The following is a 17519-nucleotide window of genomic DNA, read 5'->3' as shown; positions in this document are numbered from 1 at the left end:
ATGGTACGCGTGACGACTCCAGAGGCGACCGGTTACCGGATCGAACGTGACTCGATGGGCGAGGTGGAGGTGCCCGCCGAGGCGCTGTGGCGGGCGCAGACCCAGCGCGCGGTGCAGAACTTCCCGATCTCGGGGCGCGGGCTCGAACCGGCCCAGATCAAGGCGTTGGCCCAGATCAAGGGGGCGGCCGCCCAGGTCAACGGCGAGTTGGGCGTGATCGACGCGGACGTGGCCGAGGCGATCGCCACGGCCGCCGCGCACGTCGCCGCCGGGGGCTACGACGACCAGTTCCCGGTGGACGTGTTCCAGACCGGTTCCGGCACGTCGTCCAACATGAACACCAACGAGGTGATCGCGTCGCTGGCTAGCCGTGAGCTGGGCCGCGACGTGCACCCGAACGACCACGTGAACGCGTCGCAGTCCAGCAACGACGTGTTCCCGACCTCGATCCACCTGGCCGCCACCCAGTTCGTGGTGGAGGATCTGCTCCCGTCCCTGACGCAGCTCGCCATGGCATTGGAGGCGAAGGCGGCCGAGTTCGAGACCGTGGTCAAGGCGGGCCGGACCCACCTGATGGACGCCACACCGGTCACGCTCGGGCAGGAGTTCGGCGGGTACGCCGCCCAGGTCCGCTACGGCGTCGAGCGGCTGGAGACGGCGCTGCCCCGGCTGGGCGAGCTGCCGCTCGGCGGCACCGCGGTGGGCACCGGCATCAACACCCCGCTCGGCTTCGCGGGCAAGGTGATCGGGCGGCTGCGGGACTCGACCGGCCTGCCGCTGTCCGAGGCGCGCAACCATTTCGAGGCGCAGGGCGCGCGGGACGCGCTGGTGGAGACGTCCGGGCAGCTCCGCACCGTCGCGGTCGGCCTCTACAAGATCGCCAACGACGTACGCTGGATGGGTTCCGGCCCCCGCGCGGGCCTGCGCGAGCTGCGCATCCCCGACCTCCAGCCCGGCTCGTCGATCATGCCGGGCAAGGTCAACCCGGTGGTTGCCGAGGCGATGCGGCAGGTCTGCGCGCAGGTGATCGGCAACGACGCGGCGGTGGCCTTCGCCGGCTCGCAGGGCGACTTCGAGCTGAATGTGATGCTTCCGGTCATGGGCCGCAACCTGCTGGAGTCGATCAAGCTGATCGCCGCGTCCAGCCGGCTCTTCGCCGAGCGGCTGGTGGCCGGCCTGGTCGCGGACGCCGAGGTCTGCCTGGCGTACGCGGAGGGCTCGCCGTCGATCGTCACCCCGCTGAACCGCCATCTCGGGTACGACGAGGCCGCCTCGATCGCCAAGGAGGCGCTGGCCAAGCAGGTCTCCATCCGCGAGGTGGTGATCTCGCGCGGGCACGTCGACTCGGGCAAGCTCACCGAGACCCAGTTGGACGAGGCGCTGGACCTGCTCCGGATGACGCACCCCTGAGGTCAGGGCATGGCCCGTCGTCGCGCCCAGCCGAGGAAGCAGGCGAACAGGGCCGCCGGGTCGAGCCGGTCGGCTGAGCCCGACCGGGTCGCCCGCGTACTCGTCGAGCAGGGTGAGGCGCGCGTCGGCGCACGGCCAGGGCGTGCCGCACGTCCGGCACAGCCAGAGCGGGCGTAGCGGTAGGTGGGGCCGGTCCGGTAGGGGCATGTGCGGTCCCTTTCGAGCTGAGTCGTCGGTGCTATCGCCGCCCCGGCGGGGGTGGACCGCCCGGCCGGGGGAGCGGGAAGGTCCCACCGCGACGCAGTCCTGGGGACCAGGCCCCATGTCTGCCGTGGACCGCCGCATGGCTCGGTTGTCGCTTGCCGAACGAGGACCTCGCCACAGCCGCCATGTTGGAGACCTTTAGTACCTAAGGTCTTGAAGGTGGTTTTTGCTCATGATCCGATGGGGGTGCCGAACGAAGGAACCTCCCATGCCCATACCGAGCGGTGGCTACCGAGAGGTGGCCGAAGACCTGACCAGCCGGATCAGAAGTGGCGAGTACCCGCCGGGTGAGCGGTTGCCGACCTACAAGGAACTTGCCGACCTGTACAGCGTGAGCGTCACGACCGTGCAGCGGGCGATCATCATCCTTCAGGACCGTGGTCTGGTCGTGGGTTTGCAGGGTCGTGGCCTCTGGGTCGCGGAGGCGCTGCCGAGCTGACGCGGTGACCGCAGATCTTGGTACCAAACGGCCCCCGGAGGGGCGCAATTCTTCCAAGATCTACCGTGACCCCAGCCGGGCCACCGCGGCGGTAATTGCCTCGCCCCGGGCGACGGGTCGGCGGGATGATCCGACCGTGCCTGACGACGACGGGGTGTTGCGGGAGACCGGCCGGCTGACGCTGCGCCGGTTCACCATGGCCGACGTGGACCGACTGGTCGCGCTGGACGCCGACCCGGAGGTGATGCGGTTCCTCACCAACGGTGTGCCCACGCCGGCTGCGACGATCCGCGACGAGGTGCTGCCCCGGGTGCTCGCGCAGTACGACCGGCATCTCGGGCTGGGCCGGTGGGCCGCGCTCGACCGGTTCACCGGGGAGTTCCTCGGCTGGCTGGCGCTCGATCCGTCCGATGACGGCGGCGAGGCGGAGCTGGGTTACCGGTTGCGCCGCGCGGTGTGGGGGCATGGGCTGGCCACCGAGGGCGCGCGGGCGCTGGTGCGGCACGCGTTCGACACGGTCGGCGTGCGGCGGGTGTGGGCGCAGACGATGGCGGTGAACGACCGCTCCCGCGCGGTGATGGCCCGTGCCGGGTTGCGCTACGCCCGCACGTTCCACCTGGTCTTCGACGATCCGATTCCGGGTACGGAGCACGGCGAGGTGGAGTACGAGCTGCTCCGGGCGGACTGGCCCGCGATCCGTCAGGAGTGGGACGCCGCCCTGCGGGCCCGGTAGGCGCTGACCGCGGCCCGGTTGCCGCAGCCGGCGTCGCAGAACCGGCGGGACCGGTTCTTGGACAGGTCGACGAGCACGTTGTCGCAGTCGGGGTGGTCGCAGCGACGCAGCCGGGTCAGTTCGCCGGCGCGGACCAGGTCGGCCACGGCCATCGCGGCCTCGACCGCCATCCGGGTGGCCAGCGGCGCGTCGCGGGGCACGGCGTGCAGATGGTACGGCTCGTCGTCGTGCCGGATGAGCTGCGGCAGGGCGTGCGACTCGCGGAGCAGCCCGTTGACGATCTCCACCACCTCGTCGGTGTCGGCGTACCAGATCCGGCGCAGCCGGGGCCGCAGCGTGCGAACCTGGCGTAGTTCCGCCTCGGTGTGCTCGTGCCGGCCACTCCACCCGTACGCGGTGAAGAACTCGTCGAGCGCGGTGACGTCCGGCAGGTCCTCCCGACCCGGGCCGGTGGTGTTCACCAGTGCGGCGGCGGCCACCAACCCGCACTCGGTGTCATGAGCGAAAAGCAACTTGACTCCTGTCGGACGGCACCCCTAACGTCATCAGCGTAACGCTTCTTCACTCATGACCGGGGGAATGTCGATGCGCGAACGGTCCGGCACCGGGCTCGGCCTGGCCCTGCTCTCCGCGCTCACGTTCGCCACCTCGGGCACGTTCGCCCGGCCGCTGATCACCGGTGAGTGGTCGGCGGTCGCCGTGGTGATCGCCCGGGTCGGCGTCGCCGCGCTGGTGCTGGCCGTGCCCGCCCTGCTGGTGCTGCGCGGTCGCTGGCCGGTGCTGCGCCGCAACGCGCTCACCGTGGTGCTGTTCGGGCTGCTCGGGGTGGCCCTGGCCCAGGCGTGCTTCTTCAACGCGGTCCGGTACCTGCCGGTCGGCGTGGCGCTGCTGCTGGAATACCTCGGCATCGTGCTGGTGGTCGGCTGGATGTGGCTGGTCCACGGCCAGCGACCCCGGGTGCTGACCGTGGCCGGTTCGCTCACCGCGCTGGCCGGGCTGGTGTTCGTCCTCGACCTCGCCGGTGCCGGTCGGCTCGACCCGGTCGGTGTGCTCTGGGGGCTCGGTGCCGGCGTGGGGCTGGCCGGCTACTACGTCATCGCCGGCCGCGTCGACGCCGACCTGCCCTCGGTGGTGATGGCCAGCGGCGGCATGGCCGTCGGCGCCGCGATCCTGCTCCTGCTCGGCGCGGGCGGGGTGCTCCCGTTGGCCGCCGGCACCGCCGACGTCAGCTTCGCCGGGCACCGGGTGAGCTGGCTGGTGCCGATCGTCGGACTGTCGCTGATCGCCGCCGTGGTCGCGTACCTGGCCGGGGTCGCCGGGGCGCGGCTGCTCGGCGCGCGGCTCTCCTCCTTCGTCGGGTTGACCGAGGTGATGTTCGCGGTGCTGATCGCCTGGTTGGTGCTGAACGAGCTGCCGAGCGCGATCCAACTGGTCGGCGGGGCGCTCATCGTCGGCGGCGTCGCGCTGGTCCGGGTGGACGAGCTGCGGGCCGGCCCCGGGGAGGCGTCACCAGCCCCGGTTGGGTCGGCGCTGGTCGGTGAGCGGTGACCGCACCCCGGACCGCCGTCGTCTTCGACGCCGACGAGACCCTGGTCGACCTGCGCCCGGCGGTCACCGGCGCGCTGGTGGCCGTACTCGAGGAGATGCGGCGGTGGACCCCGGCGGCGGCCGAGGTGTCGCTCGCGGACCTGGAGGGGGACTGGGGTGCGGTCTTCGGCGCGCTCAGCGCGGCCCCGGTCGGGGAGATCCGCCGCGCCGCGCTGGCCCGGTCGCTGACCCGGGCCGGGCTCGACGCCCACCTGGACGAGTTCGCGGCGCTCTTCTTCGCCCGCCGGTACGCCCTGAGCCGGCCGTTCCCGGACGTGCTGCCGGCGCTGGCCGCGTTGCGCCCGCACCACCTGCTGGGCTTCGCCACCAACGGCAACAGCCGCGCGGAACGCTGCGGCCTCGACGGCCGGTTCGCCTTCGCCCTGTACGCGCACGAGGGTGGCCTGCCGAAGAAGCCGGCACCGGCGTTCTTCGCCGCCGTGGTGGCCGCCGCCGGGCTGCCCGCCGCCCGGATCGTCCACGTCGGCGACTCGCCGGAACACGACGTGGTCGCCGCCCAACGCGCCGGCCTGCGGGCCGTCTGGCTCAACCGGGCCGGACTGCCCCGGCCGGCCGGCCTCGAACCCGACGCCGAGGTGTCCACGCTGGCCGAGCTGCCCGGGGTGCTCGCCGCGTTGACGAGCGCGAATGCCTGATTGTGGCGTATTCCGGGCGCACACCTGGCGAAACCCGCTCCCGTGATGTGGGATGACTGCCACGTCCCTCAACGAGAGGATCTGAATGTGGTGAGCAAGCGCTTCACCGCCGGTGCGGTCGCGGTCGCGGCCTCGCTGGCACTCACGGTGACCGGTCTGGGTGTTCCGGCGACGGCCGCGCCGACCAGCGCCCGGACCTTCACCGTGCTGGCGGAGAGCGGCGTCTCCACCGACGCCGCGATCGCCGCGATCAAGGCGGCCGGCGGCACTGTCGTCTCCCGCACCGACGACGTCGGCCTGTTCCAGGTGCGCAGCGACCGGGCGGACTTCGCCAGCCGCGCCACCGCGGCCGGCGCGCTCCTCGGCGCAGCCGAGGAGAAGGCGATCGGCCGCAAGCCCAAGCTCGACCGGGTCGAGCAGGAGCACCTGGTGGCCGCCGCCGCGACCAAGGGCAAGGTCGCCAAGGGCAACGCCAAGAAGATGGACCCGCTGGACGACAAGCTCTGGGGCCTGGACATGATCCGGGCCGACCAGGCCCGCAAGATCGAGCCGGGCGACCGCCGGGTCACCGTCGGCGTCCTGGACACCGGCGTCGACGCCAGCCAGCCCGACCTGGCCCCGAACTTCAACTGGGCGCTGTCCCGCAACTTCGCGCCGGACATCCCCGACGTCGACGGCCCGTGCGAGGTGGCGAGCTGCCTCGACCCGGTCGGCACCGACGACGGCGGTCACGGCACCCACGTGGCCGGCACGATCGGCGCCGCCGCCAACGGCTTCGGCCTCTCCGGCGTGGCCCCGAAGGTCTCCCTGGTCGAGCTGAAGGGCGGCCAGGACAGCGGCTACTTCTTCCTCAACCCGGTGGTCAACGCACTGGTGCACGCCGGCCGTTCCGGGCTCGACGTGGTCAACATGTCCTTCTACGTCGACCCGTGGCTCTACAACTGCACCGCCAACCCGGCCGACAACCCGGAGCAGCAGGCCGAGCAGCGGACCATCATCGAGGCCATGAAGCGGGCGCTGAATTTCGCCCACCACAAGGGCGTCACGCTGGTCGGCTCGCTCGGCAACAACAACGAGGACCTGGGCGCCCCGCGGACCGACGAGAGCAGCCCGGACTACGGTGACACCCCGCCGTACCCGCGCCCGATCGACAACGCGAGCTGCTGGGACCTGCCGGTCGAGGGCCCGCACGTGATCGGCGTCTCGGCGGTCGGCCCGTCCGGCAAGAAGGCCGACTACTCGAACTACGGCACCGAGCAGATCTCGGTGGCGGCCCCGGGCGGTTGGTTCCGGGACGGCTTCGGCACCGACACCTACCGCACCGACGCCAACATGATCCTCTCCACGTACCCGAAGAAGGTGCTCCAGGAGGAGGGGTCGGTCGACGAGAACGGCAACATCGTGGCCGGCTTCGAGGACTCGGTGTTCAAGCAGTGCACGGCCAAGGGTGAGTGCGGCTACTACACCTACCTCCAGGGCACGTCGATGGCGTCCCCGCACGTCTCCGGCGTGGCCGCGCTGATCGTCAGCCGGTACGGCAAGCAGCAGGGCCGCAACGGCTACGGCATGGCGCCGGACCAGGTCGAGCAGCACCTCTACCGGACGGCGGCCGAGCACGCCTGCCCGGACCCGCGGCTCCAGACCTACACCAACGAGGGCCGGGACGAGACGTACAACGCGTACTGCGCGGGTTCGTTGAACTTCAACGGCTTCTACGGCTACGGCATCGTCGACGCCTACGCCGCGGTGAAGACGCCGCTGAAGCCCAACGCGCGACCGTAACAGCTGTTCTCCCGACGTGGCGGTGTCCGGTGCTCCCGGACGCCGCCACGTCGGCGTCACGGGCCGGGAACCGGTGTGGCTCACGGCCGCCACCCGCGCGCCACCAGCGCGCTGCGAATCTCGCGGACCAGCGCCGGGAACTCCGTGCGCAGGCGGCGGCCGGTCACGTGCAGCACCAACCAGCCGGCCTCGACGAGGTGGTGGAGCCGGCACCGGTCGACGTGCGTGACCTCCGGCTCGGCGGGCCGGTGGACCGCGTACTCGACGGCGACCCGGAACTCCGGCCACGCCAGCTCGGCGTGCCGCACCAGGCCGGCGGACACGCGAACCGGATGCTGCGCCACCGGACGCGGCAGGCCGGCGAACACGAGTCGCACCCGCAGGTGGGACTCGGCTGGGGACCGGGCGCAGCCGTCGGTCAGGCCGAACACCCACGACGCCCGGCGACCACCCGGCCGACCGGCGTTCCGGGCCGCCTCGGTGGCCAGCCCGGACCGGCTGACCGCCCCGACCCGCAGCAGCCCGTCGATGATGCCGACCGCGCGAACCGGATCGGCCCAGACCGCCGTCTCCCAGGCGCAGGCGGCGGGCGCGGTGGCCCGGTGCGCGGTGGCCGGGGCGATGCTCGTCGACGTGGCGGCGGTGGTGGGGCCGCCGGACGGGATGCCGTCGCCTCCCCGGACGGCGTGCGCGGGGAGCAACAGCCCGTCACGAGGGCCGACCAGGGGGGCCTGGTGCACCCGGACACCCGGATGGGAGTCGGCCCGCACCGAGGCCGGCAGGAGGACGTGCACGTCGTCGGTGAAGCCGGCGGCGTGCGCGACGCCGTGCAGGTGGGCCGCCGACGGGCCGGCGATCAGGGTGCCGGCCGGCATCCGGAGCAGGACGGCGCGGCAGGCCAACGCGTGGTCGCGGTCGAGGCGGGCATCGGCGTAGACGTCCTGCCGGAGCCGGACCCAGGACGCGCCCCGGAGATGGTGGCGGGACAGCAGCCCGCGCCGGACCGCGTCCGAGCCGCGGAAGACCTGCCCGGCCAACTGCGGTGGTCGATGCGGATGAGGTGGCATGCGACAAGCGTGCCGACCGGCCGGCATCGGTCGACACCCCTGTGGAAAACCCCGGCCGGCCCCACCAGCCGCGCCTGTGGACAACCCACCACGCGGCCCGTCCGTGTGCTATCGACACCCCAGCGGGTCGGTCAGGAGAGCGCGGCGGCGACCGCCTCGGCGGCGGCGGTCACCTGGGCGCCGACCTCGGTCACGTCCAGCGGGGTCAACGAGACCACGCCGACGCTGCCCTCCAGCCCCGGCACGCCCAGCACCGGCGCCGCCACCCCGTACGCCCCGGACTGGAGTTCGCCGCTGGTGCACACTGGGCCGGACTCGCCGGCCCGCCCGGCCAGCACGGCCCGGCCGGCCGCGCCCCGCTCCAACGGGTGCCGGGAACCGGTCCGGTACGCCACGTGGAACGCGGTCCAGCTCGGCTCGACCACGGCCAGCGCGACCCCCTCGCCGCCCTCCACCACGGTCAGGTGGGCGGTCGCGCCGGTCCGCTCGGCGAGCCGGCGCAGCGCCGGCAGCGCGCCCTCGGCGAGCAGCGGCTGCGCGCGGCGGGCCAGGTGCAGCACGCCCACGCCGAGCCGCAGCCGGCCCTCGCCGTCGCGCCGCAGCATGCCGTGCCCGGTCAGCGCGCCGACCAGCCGGTAGACGGCCGCCCGACCGATGCCGAGCCGGTGCGCGGCCTCGGTGACGGTCAGCCCGCCCGGCGCGTCCGCGACGAGGTACAGCAGGCGCAGACCCCGGTCCAGGGTCTGCGCGGTCTCTCCCGGGCGTGCCGCCGTGTCCACAGCACGCAGCGTACGACCCGGCTCGGGCCAACCCGGAAATGTGTGGAGGGCTACCCTTGGGAGGTGACGCTACGCCTGTATGACACCGCCACCCGATCGGTGCGGGACTTCGTCCCGCGGGAAGCCGGCAAGGTGGGGGTCTACCTGTGTGGTCTCACGCTCCAGGCACCCCCGCACATCGGCCACCTTCGCTCCGGCGTCAACTACGACGTGCTGCGTCGCTGGCTGCTGGGCAACGGGTTCGAGGTCACGTTCATCCGCAACCTGACCGACATCGACGACAAGGTGCTGGCCAAGGCCATCGAGCAGGACCGGCCGTTCTGGTCGATCGCGTACGCCAACGAGCAGATCCTCACCGCCTCCTACCGGGCGTTGAACGTGCTGCCGCCGACCTACGAGCCGCGGGCCACCGGTCACATCCCGGAGATGCACGAGCTGATCGCCCGACTGATCGAGACCGGGCACGCCTACCCGGCCACCGACGGCTCCGGCGACGTCTACTTCGACGTGGCGTCCTGGCCGGCGTACGGCGCACTGTCCGGGCAGGCCCCGGCCGACATGCAGCCGGCCGGCGACGCCCCCGACCGGGGCAAGCGCGACCCGCGTGACTTCGCGCTCTGGAAGGGCGTCAAGCCGGGCGAGCCGACCGAGGCCGCCTGGCCGTCGCCGTGGGGCCGCGGCCGGCCCGGCTGGCACATCGAGTGCTCGGCGATGTGCTGGCGTTACCTCGGCGCCGAGTTCGACATCCACGGCGGCGGGCTCGACCTGACGTTCCCGCACCACGAGAACGAGATCGCCCAGTCGCAGGCCGCCGACCTGCCGTTCGCCCGCTACTGGGTGCACCACGGCCTGCTCGGCATCGGCGGCACCAAGATGGGCAAGTCGCTCGGCAACACGCTCGACCTCGACTACGTGGCCTCGCTCGGGGTGCGCCCGGTGGAGCTGCGCTACTACTACGCCGCCGCGCACTACCGGTCCCGCATCGACTACTCCGAGGACGCGCTGCGCGAGGCCGCGGTCGCGTACCGGAGGATCGAGGGCTTCGTGCAGCGGGCGGTCGAGCGGGTCGGCGTGGGCCGACCCGGTGAGCTGCCCGCCGGGTTCGTGGCGGCGATGGACGACGACCTCAACACCTCGGCGGCGCTCGCCGTGCTGCACGAGGTCGTCCGGGACGGCAACACCGCGCTGAGCGGCGGCGACGATGTGACCGTCCGCACGACGCTGGCCGCCACGCGGGCGATGCTGGATATCCTCGGCGTCGACCCCCTGGATCCGGCCTGGACCGGTGGCGACCGCACGGACGACCTGCGCGGCGTGGTGGACTCACTCATCGCGTTGGCCCTGGAGCAGCGCGCGCAGGCCCGTGGCCGCAAGGACTGGGCCGCCGCCGACGCGGTCCGTGACCAGCTCAAGCAGGCCGGCGTGGTCGTCGAGGACACCCCCCAGGGCCCGCGTTGGACTATTGGAGAGCAGGACTGATGGCCGGCAACTCGCAGCGCCGTGGCCGGCGACTGACGCCGAAGGCGGGCGCCCCCAAGGGCACCGGTGGCAAGAACAAGGACTCCCTCGCCGGCCGGGGGCGCACCCTGCCGGCCGACGAGCGTCCCTGGCACAAGGCCTACTCGGGCACCGAGAAGCTGCCCCAGCGCACCGCCTGGAAGCAGGACAAGGAGCGGCGCGCCGCGGCCGAGGAGGGCCGCGCGCCCAAGATCGGCCAGCCCGGCAGCAAGGACACCACCTGGGGCAGGGGCGGCGGTCGGGGCGTACCCACCGCCAAGGGCCGCGGCGGCGGCAAGCCGGGCGGCCGGTCCGGCGGGCCCCGGGTCTCCCCGGGGCGCAAGTCGAACCCGGCGAAGGACAGCCCCGAGCTGCTCGTCGGCCGGAACCCGGTGCTGGAGTCGCTGCGCGCCCAGGTGCCGGCGACCGCGCTCTACACCGCGCAAGGCATCGACATGGACGACCGGGTCAAGGAGATCGTCCGCACCGCCGCCGACCGGGGCATCGCGATCCTCGACGTGAGCCGCGCCGAGCTGGACCGGATGACCGGTGGGGTGCTGCACCAGGGCGTCGGCCTCCAGGTGCCGCCGTTCGCCTACGAGTCGTTCGACGACCTGGTCACCGCCGCGCTGGAGCAGGCCGCCCCGCTGCTTGTCGCGCTGGACGGGGTCACCGACCCGCGTAACCTCGGCGCGGTGATCCGGTCGGCCGCCGCGTTCGGCGCGCAGGGTGTCTTCGTGCCCGAGCGGCGGGCCGCCGGGATCACCGCGACCGCATGGCGGACCAGCGCCGGCGCGGCCGCGCGCGTTCCGGTCGCCCAGGTCACCAACCTGACCCGGTCGCTGAAGGCGTGCAAGGAGGCCGGCTTCATCGTGGTCGGCCTGGACGCCGACGGGCAGACCGACCTGTACGACCTGGAGGCCGCGGTCGGCCCGCTTGTCGTGGTGGTCGGCTCGGAGGGGCGCGGGCTGTCCCGCCTGGTCGGCGAGACCTGCGACCTGACCGTCAGCATTCCGATGATCTCCGAGGTGGAGTCGCTCAACGCGAGCGTCGCCGCCGCGGTCACGCTCGCCGAGGTCGCCCGCCGCCGCGCGGTCGAGGGCTGACCCGCAAGCACGAAAAGGGGCGGTCCGCCGGTGGCGGGCCGCCCCTTTTGCTTCGCGTACGTCAGATCCGCAGGCCGGAGGCCGCGTGGAAGACGTGGCTGCGGCCGGTACGCGGCTTGACGAACACGGTGTCGCCCATGTTCGGCATGCTGCGCCGGTCGGTGCGGACCACGAAGCGCTCGTTGTGGCCCTCCAGCGCGGCGTGGCCGTAGATGTTGGCGTCGGAGCCCAGGTCCTCGACCAGCTCGACCACGACCGGCATGCCGCCCTCGGACGGGCTCACCAGGTCGCAGTCCTCCGGGCGGAAGCCCACGGTGACCTTGTTGTCGCCGCCCTCGGCGCGAGCCGCCGCGATCTGCTCACGGGTCAGCGGGATGATCATCTCGGCGAACGCGCCGCCCTGTTCGGTCAGCGGCACCGTCTTGATGTTCATGGCCGGGGAGCCCATGAAGCCGGCGACGAAGACGTTGGCCGGGGTGTCGTAGAGCGCCCGCGGCGTGTCCACCTGCTGGAGCACGCCGTCCAGCATGACCGCTACCCGGTGACCCATGGTCATGGCCTCGACCTGGTCGTGCGTGACGTAGACGGTGGTGACGCCGAGCTTCGCCTGGAGCGAGGCGATCTGCGTACGGGTCTGCACACGCAGCTTGGCGTCGAGGTTCGACAGCGGCTCGTCCATGAGGAAGACCTGCGGCTCGCGGACGATCGCGCGGCCCATGGCGACCCGCTGGCGCTGACCGCCGGAGAGCGCCTTCGGCTTGCGGCTGAGGAACTCCTCGAGCTGGAGCAGCCCGGCCGCCTCCTTGACCCGCCGGTCGATCTCCGACTTCGAGGTCTTGCGCAGCTTGAGCGCGAACGCCATGTTCTCGTACACCGTCATGTGCGGGTAGAGCGCGTAGTTCTGGAAGACCATCGCGATGTCGCGGGCCTTCGGCGGGAGGTGGGTGACGTCCCGGTCGTCGATGTAGATGGCGCCGTCGTCGACGTCCTCCAGGCCGGCGAGCATTCGCAGGCTGGTGGACTTGCCGCAGCCGGACGGACCGACCAGGACGAGGAACTCCCCGTCACCGATCTGGAGGTCGAGCTGGTTGACGGCGGGGCGCTCGGTGCCCGGATAAATCCGGGACGCCTTCGCGTAGGTGACCGTAGCCATGATGAAGCGCTTCCTTTCACCGGCAGGAACGTGCCGGACGATCCGAGTGAAGGAGCGACCGGCACCCAGGGTGCCGGCCAACGGGAGCGTCGCCCGGGCAGCCGAGGCCGGCCGGAGTGTCGTCCGTGTCACTGCACCGTAAACGGCTTTCGCGTTCGTGCCAAGACGAGACGCAGCGGGTGGGACGGACGGCATACACATTTCGGTCAGTCGAGCACTGAGAGGCATCAATCTCCCCGCTGTGAGCGCTATCAGTGAACGATCGGCCGGCCGACCCGGTGAGGTAACTGACGTTTTCCGTGCTCGGGAGCCCTGCCAGGCGGGATTTCCCGAGCCCAGTCGCTATGCTGAGCCCGTCACACGCGCCCCTGTAGCTCAGCTGGCCAGAGCACTCGCCTTGTAAGCGAGATGTCGCCGGTTCGATCCCGGCCGGGGGCTCCAATTCCACAAGGCATCCCCCGGCCCCCGCCGGCGCGTGCCCGTGACGGTCAGCCGGCGGCCCGGGCGCCGGTGATGACCGGCGCGGGCCGGAAGCCTTTGACGATCAGGTAGACGCCCAACGAGAACTCCCACACCGCGATCGGGAGGGCCGCGATCGCGGTCACCGGGGACAGCCGGTCCCAGAGGTCGAAGAGCACGCCGATGTCGGCGGCGACGAGCAGGGGCGCCCCGGCGAGCCCGAGCAGCGGCAGAACGCGCGGGACGAGGCGGGACTGGTACAGCAGGGACCCCAGCAACAGCGCGTTCACGGCCGGGATGAGGCTCTGGCTGAGCAGGAACATCGAGTCGTAGAGAGCGACAAGCGCCTGGCCGGTGACCAGCGCGTCGGCTCCGGCGTCGGCCCGCCGCAGGGCCACGACCGTCAGGAGGCTCGCGACGCCGACGAAGATGCCGCCGGCTTCGAGGACGCGGGCCGCGACGAAACCCAAGGCCCGTGCCTCGCCCTGTCGCCGGAGCACGGGGAACAGCGCGACGGCCGTGCCGATGCAGGCGAGCGCGACGATCACCTCAAGGACGCCGCCGGCCACGACCGGGGTCTCCGACGTGCTGCCGACGAGGTAGTCCGCCTCGCGTACCGGGGCGTACAGGGTGAGGGTCGGGATCGAGGCGAAGGTGAGCACGTAGCATCCGCCCGCGACGAGTGAGGTCTTCCGCAGTGCGTCCATGGCGGCTCCGTCCGGCGCGTTCGGTCAATCGACGGATGTCACGCTTCCACCCTGCTGCGGATCGGCGCGTCGGCGGATCGGCCGCTCGGGCAGTCCTCGCCGCGTCATCGGGTGGAACGATGAGTGGTGTTAACAGGGGGCCCCTCCTCTACAGAATGCGTTAACAGGGTGCCCTTCCTTGCACAGCGGGAGGTGGGATGAGTCGGGCGGTGGAGGAGTCGAACCGGGCGATGCTGCGCGCCCGGGACGCGATGGACCGGGCGTACGCGCAGCCGCTTGACATTCCCGCGTTGGCCCGGATCGCGTACGTCTCCGAGGCGCACTTCATCCGCACGTTCCGGGCCACGTTCGGCGAGACGCCGCACCGCTACCTGCAACGCCGCCGGATCGAGCGGGCCATGTACCTGCTGGTGCGCACCGCGGCACCGGTCACCGAGATCTGTCACCTGGTCGGGTTCGGCAGCCTCGGCACGTTCAGCCGGACGTTCCACGACATCGTCGGCGAGTCCCCCTCGGCCTACCGGCGTCGCAAGGCCGCCCCGGCCGACGTGCCGAGCTGCTTCACCAGGGCGTGGATGCGCCCGAGCGCCGCCGTCGGACCGCCCGCCGGGCCGGCGCCGGGGGTGGCCGGCCCGGGGCCGGCGGGCGACGGTCGGGCCCCGGCCGGCGTCAGCGGCCGCGCACCCGCCGTCGCGCCATGACCCAGAGCCGGTCGCCGAGCCGGCTCCGCCGGATCCAACGCAGCCCGGTCAGCCGGCCCTGCTTCGGGGTACGCGGACGCGGCGGCGCGGTGACGCGGGCGTAGGTGGCACCGGTCGGTGGGCGGGTGGCCCCCGGCTCCAACCGCCCGGAGGCGATCGCCAGCGCTGCGAACTGCTGCAACACCCGTGGGTCGGGTTCCTTGCCCCGGGCCGCGGCACGCAGCGCCCGCTCCACGACCGGCCGGCGGATCAGGTCGGTGAGCGGCCCGTGCGCGGTGTCCAGCAGGTCGGCCACGGTGGCGACGCCGTCGCCCTCCCACACCCGGGTGGCCCGGGACGGCCCGGTGGCGGCGCTGACGAAGGGCACCTCGGCCCACTCCGGCACCAGCCGGGCGATCAACGCGGTGTGCAGCAGCCGGGCCCGCTTCTCGGCGACGCCGAACGCGAACGTGGCGGCGACGAAGCCCGGCGCGAGGAACGGGGTGACCATGCCGCTGGTGTAGGCGGAGGTGCACCACCGGCGCATCCGCTCCACCAGGTAGAGGTGGTCGATGACGTGCTCGTCGCGAAGGCCCAGGTCGCGGGCGTGGGCCAGGACGCCGATGACCCGGTGCCGCTCGGCGGCCAGTGCCTCCGGCGTCGCGGCGGCGTGTGGCAGGGCCGCCAGCAGGCGGGTCAGGCCCCCCTGCTCGGGCGTGGGCGCGGGGTCGGCACCGGCCGGGGGATACCAGTAGCCGACCGCAAGTTCGCCCGCCGCGCCGGTGAGGCTCGCCGGGCGGGTGGCCTCCGGCAGCCGGGTGGACACCGCGGGCCGGCTCAGGTAGGTCGACGGGAACTGGTGGTCGTGTCGCTCGGCGAGGCGCTGCGCCCGTTCCCGCAGGCCGACGCCGAGCACGTCGGCCGGGGCGGCGGCCGGCACCGAGCGGTGCGGCAGGGCAAGCCCGCGCCGTTCCGGGAGGAGCCGGACCAGCTCTCGGGCCACCTCGGCCTCGGCGGGTGTGTCGTCGTTGGTGACCAGGTTCGGCGTACGGCCGGCCGCGACCAGCGACGCGGCGATGAGCCGGGAGTCCTTGCCCCCGGACAGACCGAGCGTGACCTCCCCGTCGTGCAGCCGGTGCAGGCTGGTGACGGCGCGGGTCAGCGCGTCGGCGGCCCGGTCGAGCCGCTCGACGACCGGTCGGTCCCGTTCGGCGTGGCCGACGCGTACGACGTCGTCGGTGGCGTACCGCAGCTCGGTGGTGAGCTGCCAGCCGCCGGTGGGGCGGCGACGCCCGGTGACCCGTTCGCCGGGCCGCAGCAGTCGGATGCCGGCAAGTGGCGACAGGTCACCGCCGAAGTGTCCGCAGAGGAGGTACGAGGTCCAGCCGGCGAGGTCGGGGCGCGGGGTGCCGTGCAGGAAGGCGGCCAGCAGGCCGGGCCGGGTGCACCAGGCGGTGACCGCGCCGGCGGTGCCGGTGAACACCCGCGCCATGCCCAGCCAGTCCTGTTGCAGGGCGAAGCGGTCCCGGTCGAGCGCCAGCAGACCGAACGGCGGCACGACCTCCCGGTGCACGTCCTCGCCGGCGAGCAGGCGCCGGGCCAGCGCCACCGGCCCGGGATCGTCGACGCCGACCGGGATGCCCAGCGAGACGGCGGTCACGGGGCCGTCGGCGGCGACGGTCGGCCACCGGTAGGCGCCCTGGTCGGCCGGGTGCAGCACCAGCACACCCCAGTCGGCGCCGCCGGAGCTGTGGCGGTGCCAGCTCTCCGGCACCAGCTCGGCGGCGGCCCGGTCGAACCGGGTGCCGCGGGCCGTCCGCCCGTCGTCCGGGTCGGGCCCGTCGGCGGTCCAGGCCAGCATCACCTGCATCGGCGTTCCCCCGATGTCGTGCATCTGCCGTTTCCGTGACGTTATCAGCACGTAACGTGTGCGTGTGTCGCAGGGGACAAAGCGGGGTAGGGCGGACGTGGACTCCGCCGAACGAACGTGCAGTTTTGGATAAGCAGCAGGCCGGGGGCTTGCTCTAGCGTCCTCGTCATGACAATGACTTCGATCTCCCGCTCCCAGATCTATGTGCTCGACCAGGACGAGGCCCTCGACTTCTACGTGGGCAAGCTGGGCATGGAGGTGAACACCGACCAGGATCTCGGCTTCATGCGGTGGCTCACGGTCAACGTGCCGGGCGACCCCGACCGGGAGATCCTGCTGGAGAAGCCCGGCCCGCCGGCGCTGGACCCGAAGACCGCCGAGCAGGTCCGGGAGTTGCTCACCAAGGGCGCCACCGGCGGATTCCTGTTCCTCACCACCGACGACGCGCACCAGACGTACGCGGACCTGGTGGCCAAGGGCGTGGAGGTCACCGACGAGCCGACCGACCGGCCGTACGGCATCGACTTCGGCATCCGCGACCCGTTCGGCAACCGGATCCGGATCGGCCAGATGCATCCGCGCGGGTGATCACGGGCTGCGGGGATCGCGGCCGGCCGGTTAGGGTCGGCCTCCCGATCCTGACGAGGTGACCGATGGCGAGCCGCCTGCTGTTCCTGGCCCGACACGGCGAGCAGGACGCTCCCGAGCAGGAGGCGGACACCGGCCTGTCGGCGCGGGGCCGTCGGCAGGCCACGCTGCTCGGGCAACGCCTGCGCGGCGCGCGTCTCGACGCGGTGCACCACGGGCCGCTGGCCCGGGCCGCGGAGACCGCCGCGCTGGTCGGCGCGGAGCTGCCGGGTGTTCCGGTCGGCGTCGACGACCGGGCCGGCGACCACATGCCACACGACACCGACCCGACCGGCCTGCCGGAGCGGCACGCGGCGTTCCTCACCCAGTTCTCCGAGCGGGACCGGCGGGACGGGCCGCGCGTGACGGCGGGGGCGGTGGCCCGGTTCGCCACCGCCCCCGCCTCCGGCGACGTCCGTGAGCTGGTGGTGACCCACAACTTCCTGGTCGCCTGGCTGGTGCGGCACGCCCTGGAGGCGCCGGAACGCCGGTGGATCGGGCTCAACCACGCCAACTGCGCGTTGACCGTGATCCGCTACAGCTCGGCCGGCCCGCCGACGGTGGTCGCCCTGAACGATGCCGCCCACCTGCCGCCCGAGCTGCGCGCCACGGGCCTGCCGGACGACTACCGCTTCTGACGCGCGCACCGTGCCGGGCAGCCGGCGTCCCGGCGGGCCGGCCCGACCCGGCCGGCGGGGAGCCG

The 17519-nt window shown here is 72.8% G+C and carries 17 protein-coding genes and 1 tRNA gene; 12 read left to right on the top strand and 6 right to left on the bottom strand.

The genetic code is table 11. The features are described from left to right. The 3 genes from ACZ6O5_RS06215 to ACZ6O5_RS06205 all read left to right on the top strand — a co-directional run bounded on the left by ACZ6O5_RS06215 (position 1) and on the right by ACZ6O5_RS06205 (position 2846). The gene (locus tag ACZ6O5_RS06215; protein WP_465974805.1) at positions 1–1410 is read left to right on the top strand and encodes a class II fumarate hydratase; all 1410 of its coding nucleotides are present in this window, start codon (positions 1–3) and stop codon (positions 1408–1410) included. 472 nt (positions 1411–1882) lie between these two features. After that, positions 1883–2113, top strand: coding sequence for a GntR family transcriptional regulator (locus ACZ6O5_RS06210; RefSeq protein WP_465974803.1), 231 nt, complete (start codon positions 1883–1885; stop codon positions 2111–2113). A gap of 136 nt (positions 2114–2249) precedes the next feature. Further along, positions 2250–2846 carry a GNAT family N-acetyltransferase gene (locus ACZ6O5_RS06205; RefSeq protein WP_465974801.1) on the top strand — a complete coding sequence of 199 codons (597 nt, stop codon included), beginning with the start codon at positions 2250–2252 and terminating at the stop codon, positions 2844–2846. Here the strand turns inward: ACZ6O5_RS06205 and ACZ6O5_RS06200 are convergent. Further along, positions 2813–3358 (bottom strand): CGNR zinc finger domain-containing protein, encoded by a 546-nt coding sequence (locus tag ACZ6O5_RS06200; protein WP_465974799.1) that lies wholly within the window; start codon positions 3356–3358, stop codon positions 2813–2815. The two genes, ACZ6O5_RS06205 and ACZ6O5_RS06200, sit on opposite strands and share 34 nt — an antisense overlap. Positions 3359–3425: 67 nt before the next feature. On the opposite strand from ACZ6O5_RS06200, the gene ACZ6O5_RS06195 reads away from it, so the two are divergent. The 3 genes from ACZ6O5_RS06195 to ACZ6O5_RS06185 all read left to right on the top strand — a co-directional run bounded on the left by ACZ6O5_RS06195 (position 3426) and on the right by ACZ6O5_RS06185 (position 6871). After that, complete coding sequence (locus ACZ6O5_RS06195; RefSeq protein ID WP_465975044.1) at positions 3426–4394, top strand: EamA family transporter; 969 nt, start codon at positions 3426–3428, stop codon at positions 4392–4394. Continuing rightward, positions 4391–5089 carry an HAD family hydrolase gene (locus tag ACZ6O5_RS06190; RefSeq protein WP_465974797.1) on the top strand — a complete coding sequence of 233 codons (699 nt, stop codon included), beginning with the start codon at positions 4391–4393 and terminating at the stop codon, positions 5087–5089. Before ACZ6O5_RS06195 ends, ACZ6O5_RS06190 begins: the two co-directional genes overlap by 4 nt. Before the next feature lie 90 nt (positions 5090–5179). Next, the gene (locus ACZ6O5_RS06185; protein WP_465975042.1) at positions 5180–6871 is read left to right on the top strand and encodes a S8 family serine peptidase; all 1692 of its coding nucleotides are present in this window, start codon (positions 5180–5182) and stop codon (positions 6869–6871) included. An 80-nt stretch (positions 6872–6951) separates the two neighbouring features. Here the strand turns inward: ACZ6O5_RS06185 and ACZ6O5_RS06180 are convergent, their stop codons facing one another. After that, complete coding sequence (locus tag ACZ6O5_RS06180) at positions 6952–7938, bottom strand: hypothetical protein (protein WP_465974795.1); 987 nt, start codon at positions 7936–7938, stop codon at positions 6952–6954. Positions 7939–8069: 131 nt separating this feature from the next. After that, complete coding sequence (locus ACZ6O5_RS06175; RefSeq protein WP_465974793.1) at positions 8070–8717, bottom strand: IclR family transcriptional regulator; 648 nt, start codon at positions 8715–8717, stop codon at positions 8070–8072. 63 nt (positions 8718–8780) lie between these two features. On the opposite strand from ACZ6O5_RS06175, the gene cysS reads away from it, so the two are divergent. Together cysS and rlmB are read left to right on the top strand one after the other, a co-directional pair. After that, entirely contained in the window at positions 8781–10196 is a 1416-nt protein-coding gene (cysS, locus tag ACZ6O5_RS06170) for a cysteine--tRNA ligase (protein ID WP_465974791.1), read from the top strand. Next, the gene (gene rlmB / locus ACZ6O5_RS06165; protein WP_465974789.1) at positions 10196–11320 is read left to right on the top strand and encodes a 23S rRNA (guanosine(2251)-2'-O)-methyltransferase RlmB; all 1125 of its coding nucleotides are present in this window, start codon (positions 10196–10198) and stop codon (positions 11318–11320) included. The genes cysS and rlmB overlap by 1 nt, the downstream gene beginning before the upstream one ends. A 61-nt stretch (positions 11321–11381) precedes the next feature. Here rlmB and ACZ6O5_RS06160 read toward each other — a convergent pair whose 3' ends face one another. Continuing rightward, a complete protein-coding gene (locus ACZ6O5_RS06160) occupies positions 11382–12473 on the bottom strand; it encodes an ABC transporter ATP-binding protein (RefSeq protein ID WP_465974787.1) in 1092 nt (363 codons plus the stop codon). A 364-nt stretch (positions 12474–12837) separates the two neighbouring features. On the opposite strand from ACZ6O5_RS06160, the gene ACZ6O5_RS06155 reads away from it, so the two are divergent. Continuing rightward, a tRNA-Thr gene (locus tag ACZ6O5_RS06155) sits at positions 12838–12914 on the top strand. Between the two features lie 47 nt (positions 12915–12961). On the opposite strand, the gene ACZ6O5_RS06150 is transcribed toward ACZ6O5_RS06155, so the two are convergent. Further along, a complete protein-coding gene (locus tag ACZ6O5_RS06150) occupies positions 12962–13639 on the bottom strand; it encodes a DUF4386 domain-containing protein (RefSeq protein WP_465974785.1) in 678 nt (225 codons plus the stop codon). Positions 13640–13836: 197 nt separating this feature from the next. Here ACZ6O5_RS06150 and ACZ6O5_RS06145 point away from each other — a divergent pair, with 197 nt between their 5' ends. Further along, the gene (locus ACZ6O5_RS06145) at positions 13837–14340 is read left to right on the top strand and encodes a helix-turn-helix domain-containing protein (protein WP_465974783.1); all 504 of its coding nucleotides are present in this window, start codon (positions 13837–13839) and stop codon (positions 14338–14340) included. On the opposite strand, the gene ACZ6O5_RS06140 is transcribed toward ACZ6O5_RS06145, so the two are convergent. Then, complete coding sequence (locus tag ACZ6O5_RS06140; RefSeq protein ID WP_465974781.1) at positions 14309–16213, bottom strand: hypothetical protein; 1905 nt, start codon at positions 16211–16213, stop codon at positions 14309–14311. The genes ACZ6O5_RS06145 and ACZ6O5_RS06140 overlap by 32 nt on opposite strands. A gap of 144 nt (positions 16214–16357) precedes the next feature. Here ACZ6O5_RS06140 and ACZ6O5_RS06135 point away from each other — a divergent pair, with 144 nt between their 5' ends. Together ACZ6O5_RS06135 and ACZ6O5_RS06130 are read left to right on the top strand one after the other, a co-directional pair. Continuing rightward, the gene (locus ACZ6O5_RS06135; protein WP_396773862.1) at positions 16358–16777 is read left to right on the top strand and encodes a VOC family protein; all 420 of its coding nucleotides are present in this window, start codon (positions 16358–16360) and stop codon (positions 16775–16777) included. A gap of 65 nt (positions 16778–16842) precedes the next feature. Next, the gene (locus ACZ6O5_RS06130) at positions 16843–17454 is read left to right on the top strand and encodes a histidine phosphatase family protein (RefSeq protein ID WP_465974779.1); all 612 of its coding nucleotides are present in this window, start codon (positions 16843–16845) and stop codon (positions 17452–17454) included. Positions 17455–17519: the final 65 nt, after the last annotated feature.

It is taken from the genome of Micromonospora sp. NPDC049201 (assembly GCF_055586805.1).
The sequence above is the reverse complement of the archived record's forward strand: the minus strand, read 5'-3'. Positions and strand labels throughout refer to the sequence as shown.

Coding starts and splice junctions, on each gene's coding strand:
- ACZ6O5_RS06210 (WP_465974803.1), top strand. CDS start 1,883: ATGCCCATACCGAGCGGTGGCTACCGAGAGGTGGCCGAAGACCTGACC.
- ACZ6O5_RS06145 (WP_465974783.1), top strand. CDS start 13,837: ATGAGTCGGGCGGTGGAGGAGTCGAACCGGGCGATGCTGCGCGCCCGG.
- ACZ6O5_RS06140 (WP_465974781.1), bottom strand. CDS start 16,213: ATGCACGACATCGGGGGAACGCCGATGCAGGTGATGCTGGCCTGGACC.
- ACZ6O5_RS06160 (WP_465974787.1), bottom strand. CDS start 12,473: ATGGCTACGGTCACCTACGCGAAGGCGTCCCGGATTTATCCGGGCACC.
- ACZ6O5_RS06135 (WP_396773862.1), top strand. CDS start 16,358: ATGACAATGACTTCGATCTCCCGCTCCCAGATCTATGTGCTCGACCAG.
- ACZ6O5_RS06215 (WP_465974805.1), top strand. CDS start 1: ATGGTACGCGTGACGACTCCAGAGGCGACCGGTTACCGGATCGAACGT.
- ACZ6O5_RS06130 (WP_465974779.1), top strand. CDS start 16,843: ATGGCGAGCCGCCTGCTGTTCCTGGCCCGACACGGCGAGCAGGACGCT.
- ACZ6O5_RS06195 (WP_465975044.1), top strand. CDS start 3,426: ATGTCGATGCGCGAACGGTCCGGCACCGGGCTCGGCCTGGCCCTGCTC.
- rlmB (WP_465974789.1), top strand. CDS start 10,196: ATGGCCGGCAACTCGCAGCGCCGTGGCCGGCGACTGACGCCGAAGGCG.
- ACZ6O5_RS06180 (WP_465974795.1), bottom strand. CDS start 7,938: ATGCCACCTCATCCGCATCGACCACCGCAGTTGGCCGGGCAGGTCTTC.
- ACZ6O5_RS06150 (WP_465974785.1), bottom strand. CDS start 13,639: ATGGACGCACTGCGGAAGACCTCACTCGTCGCGGGCGGATGCTACGTG.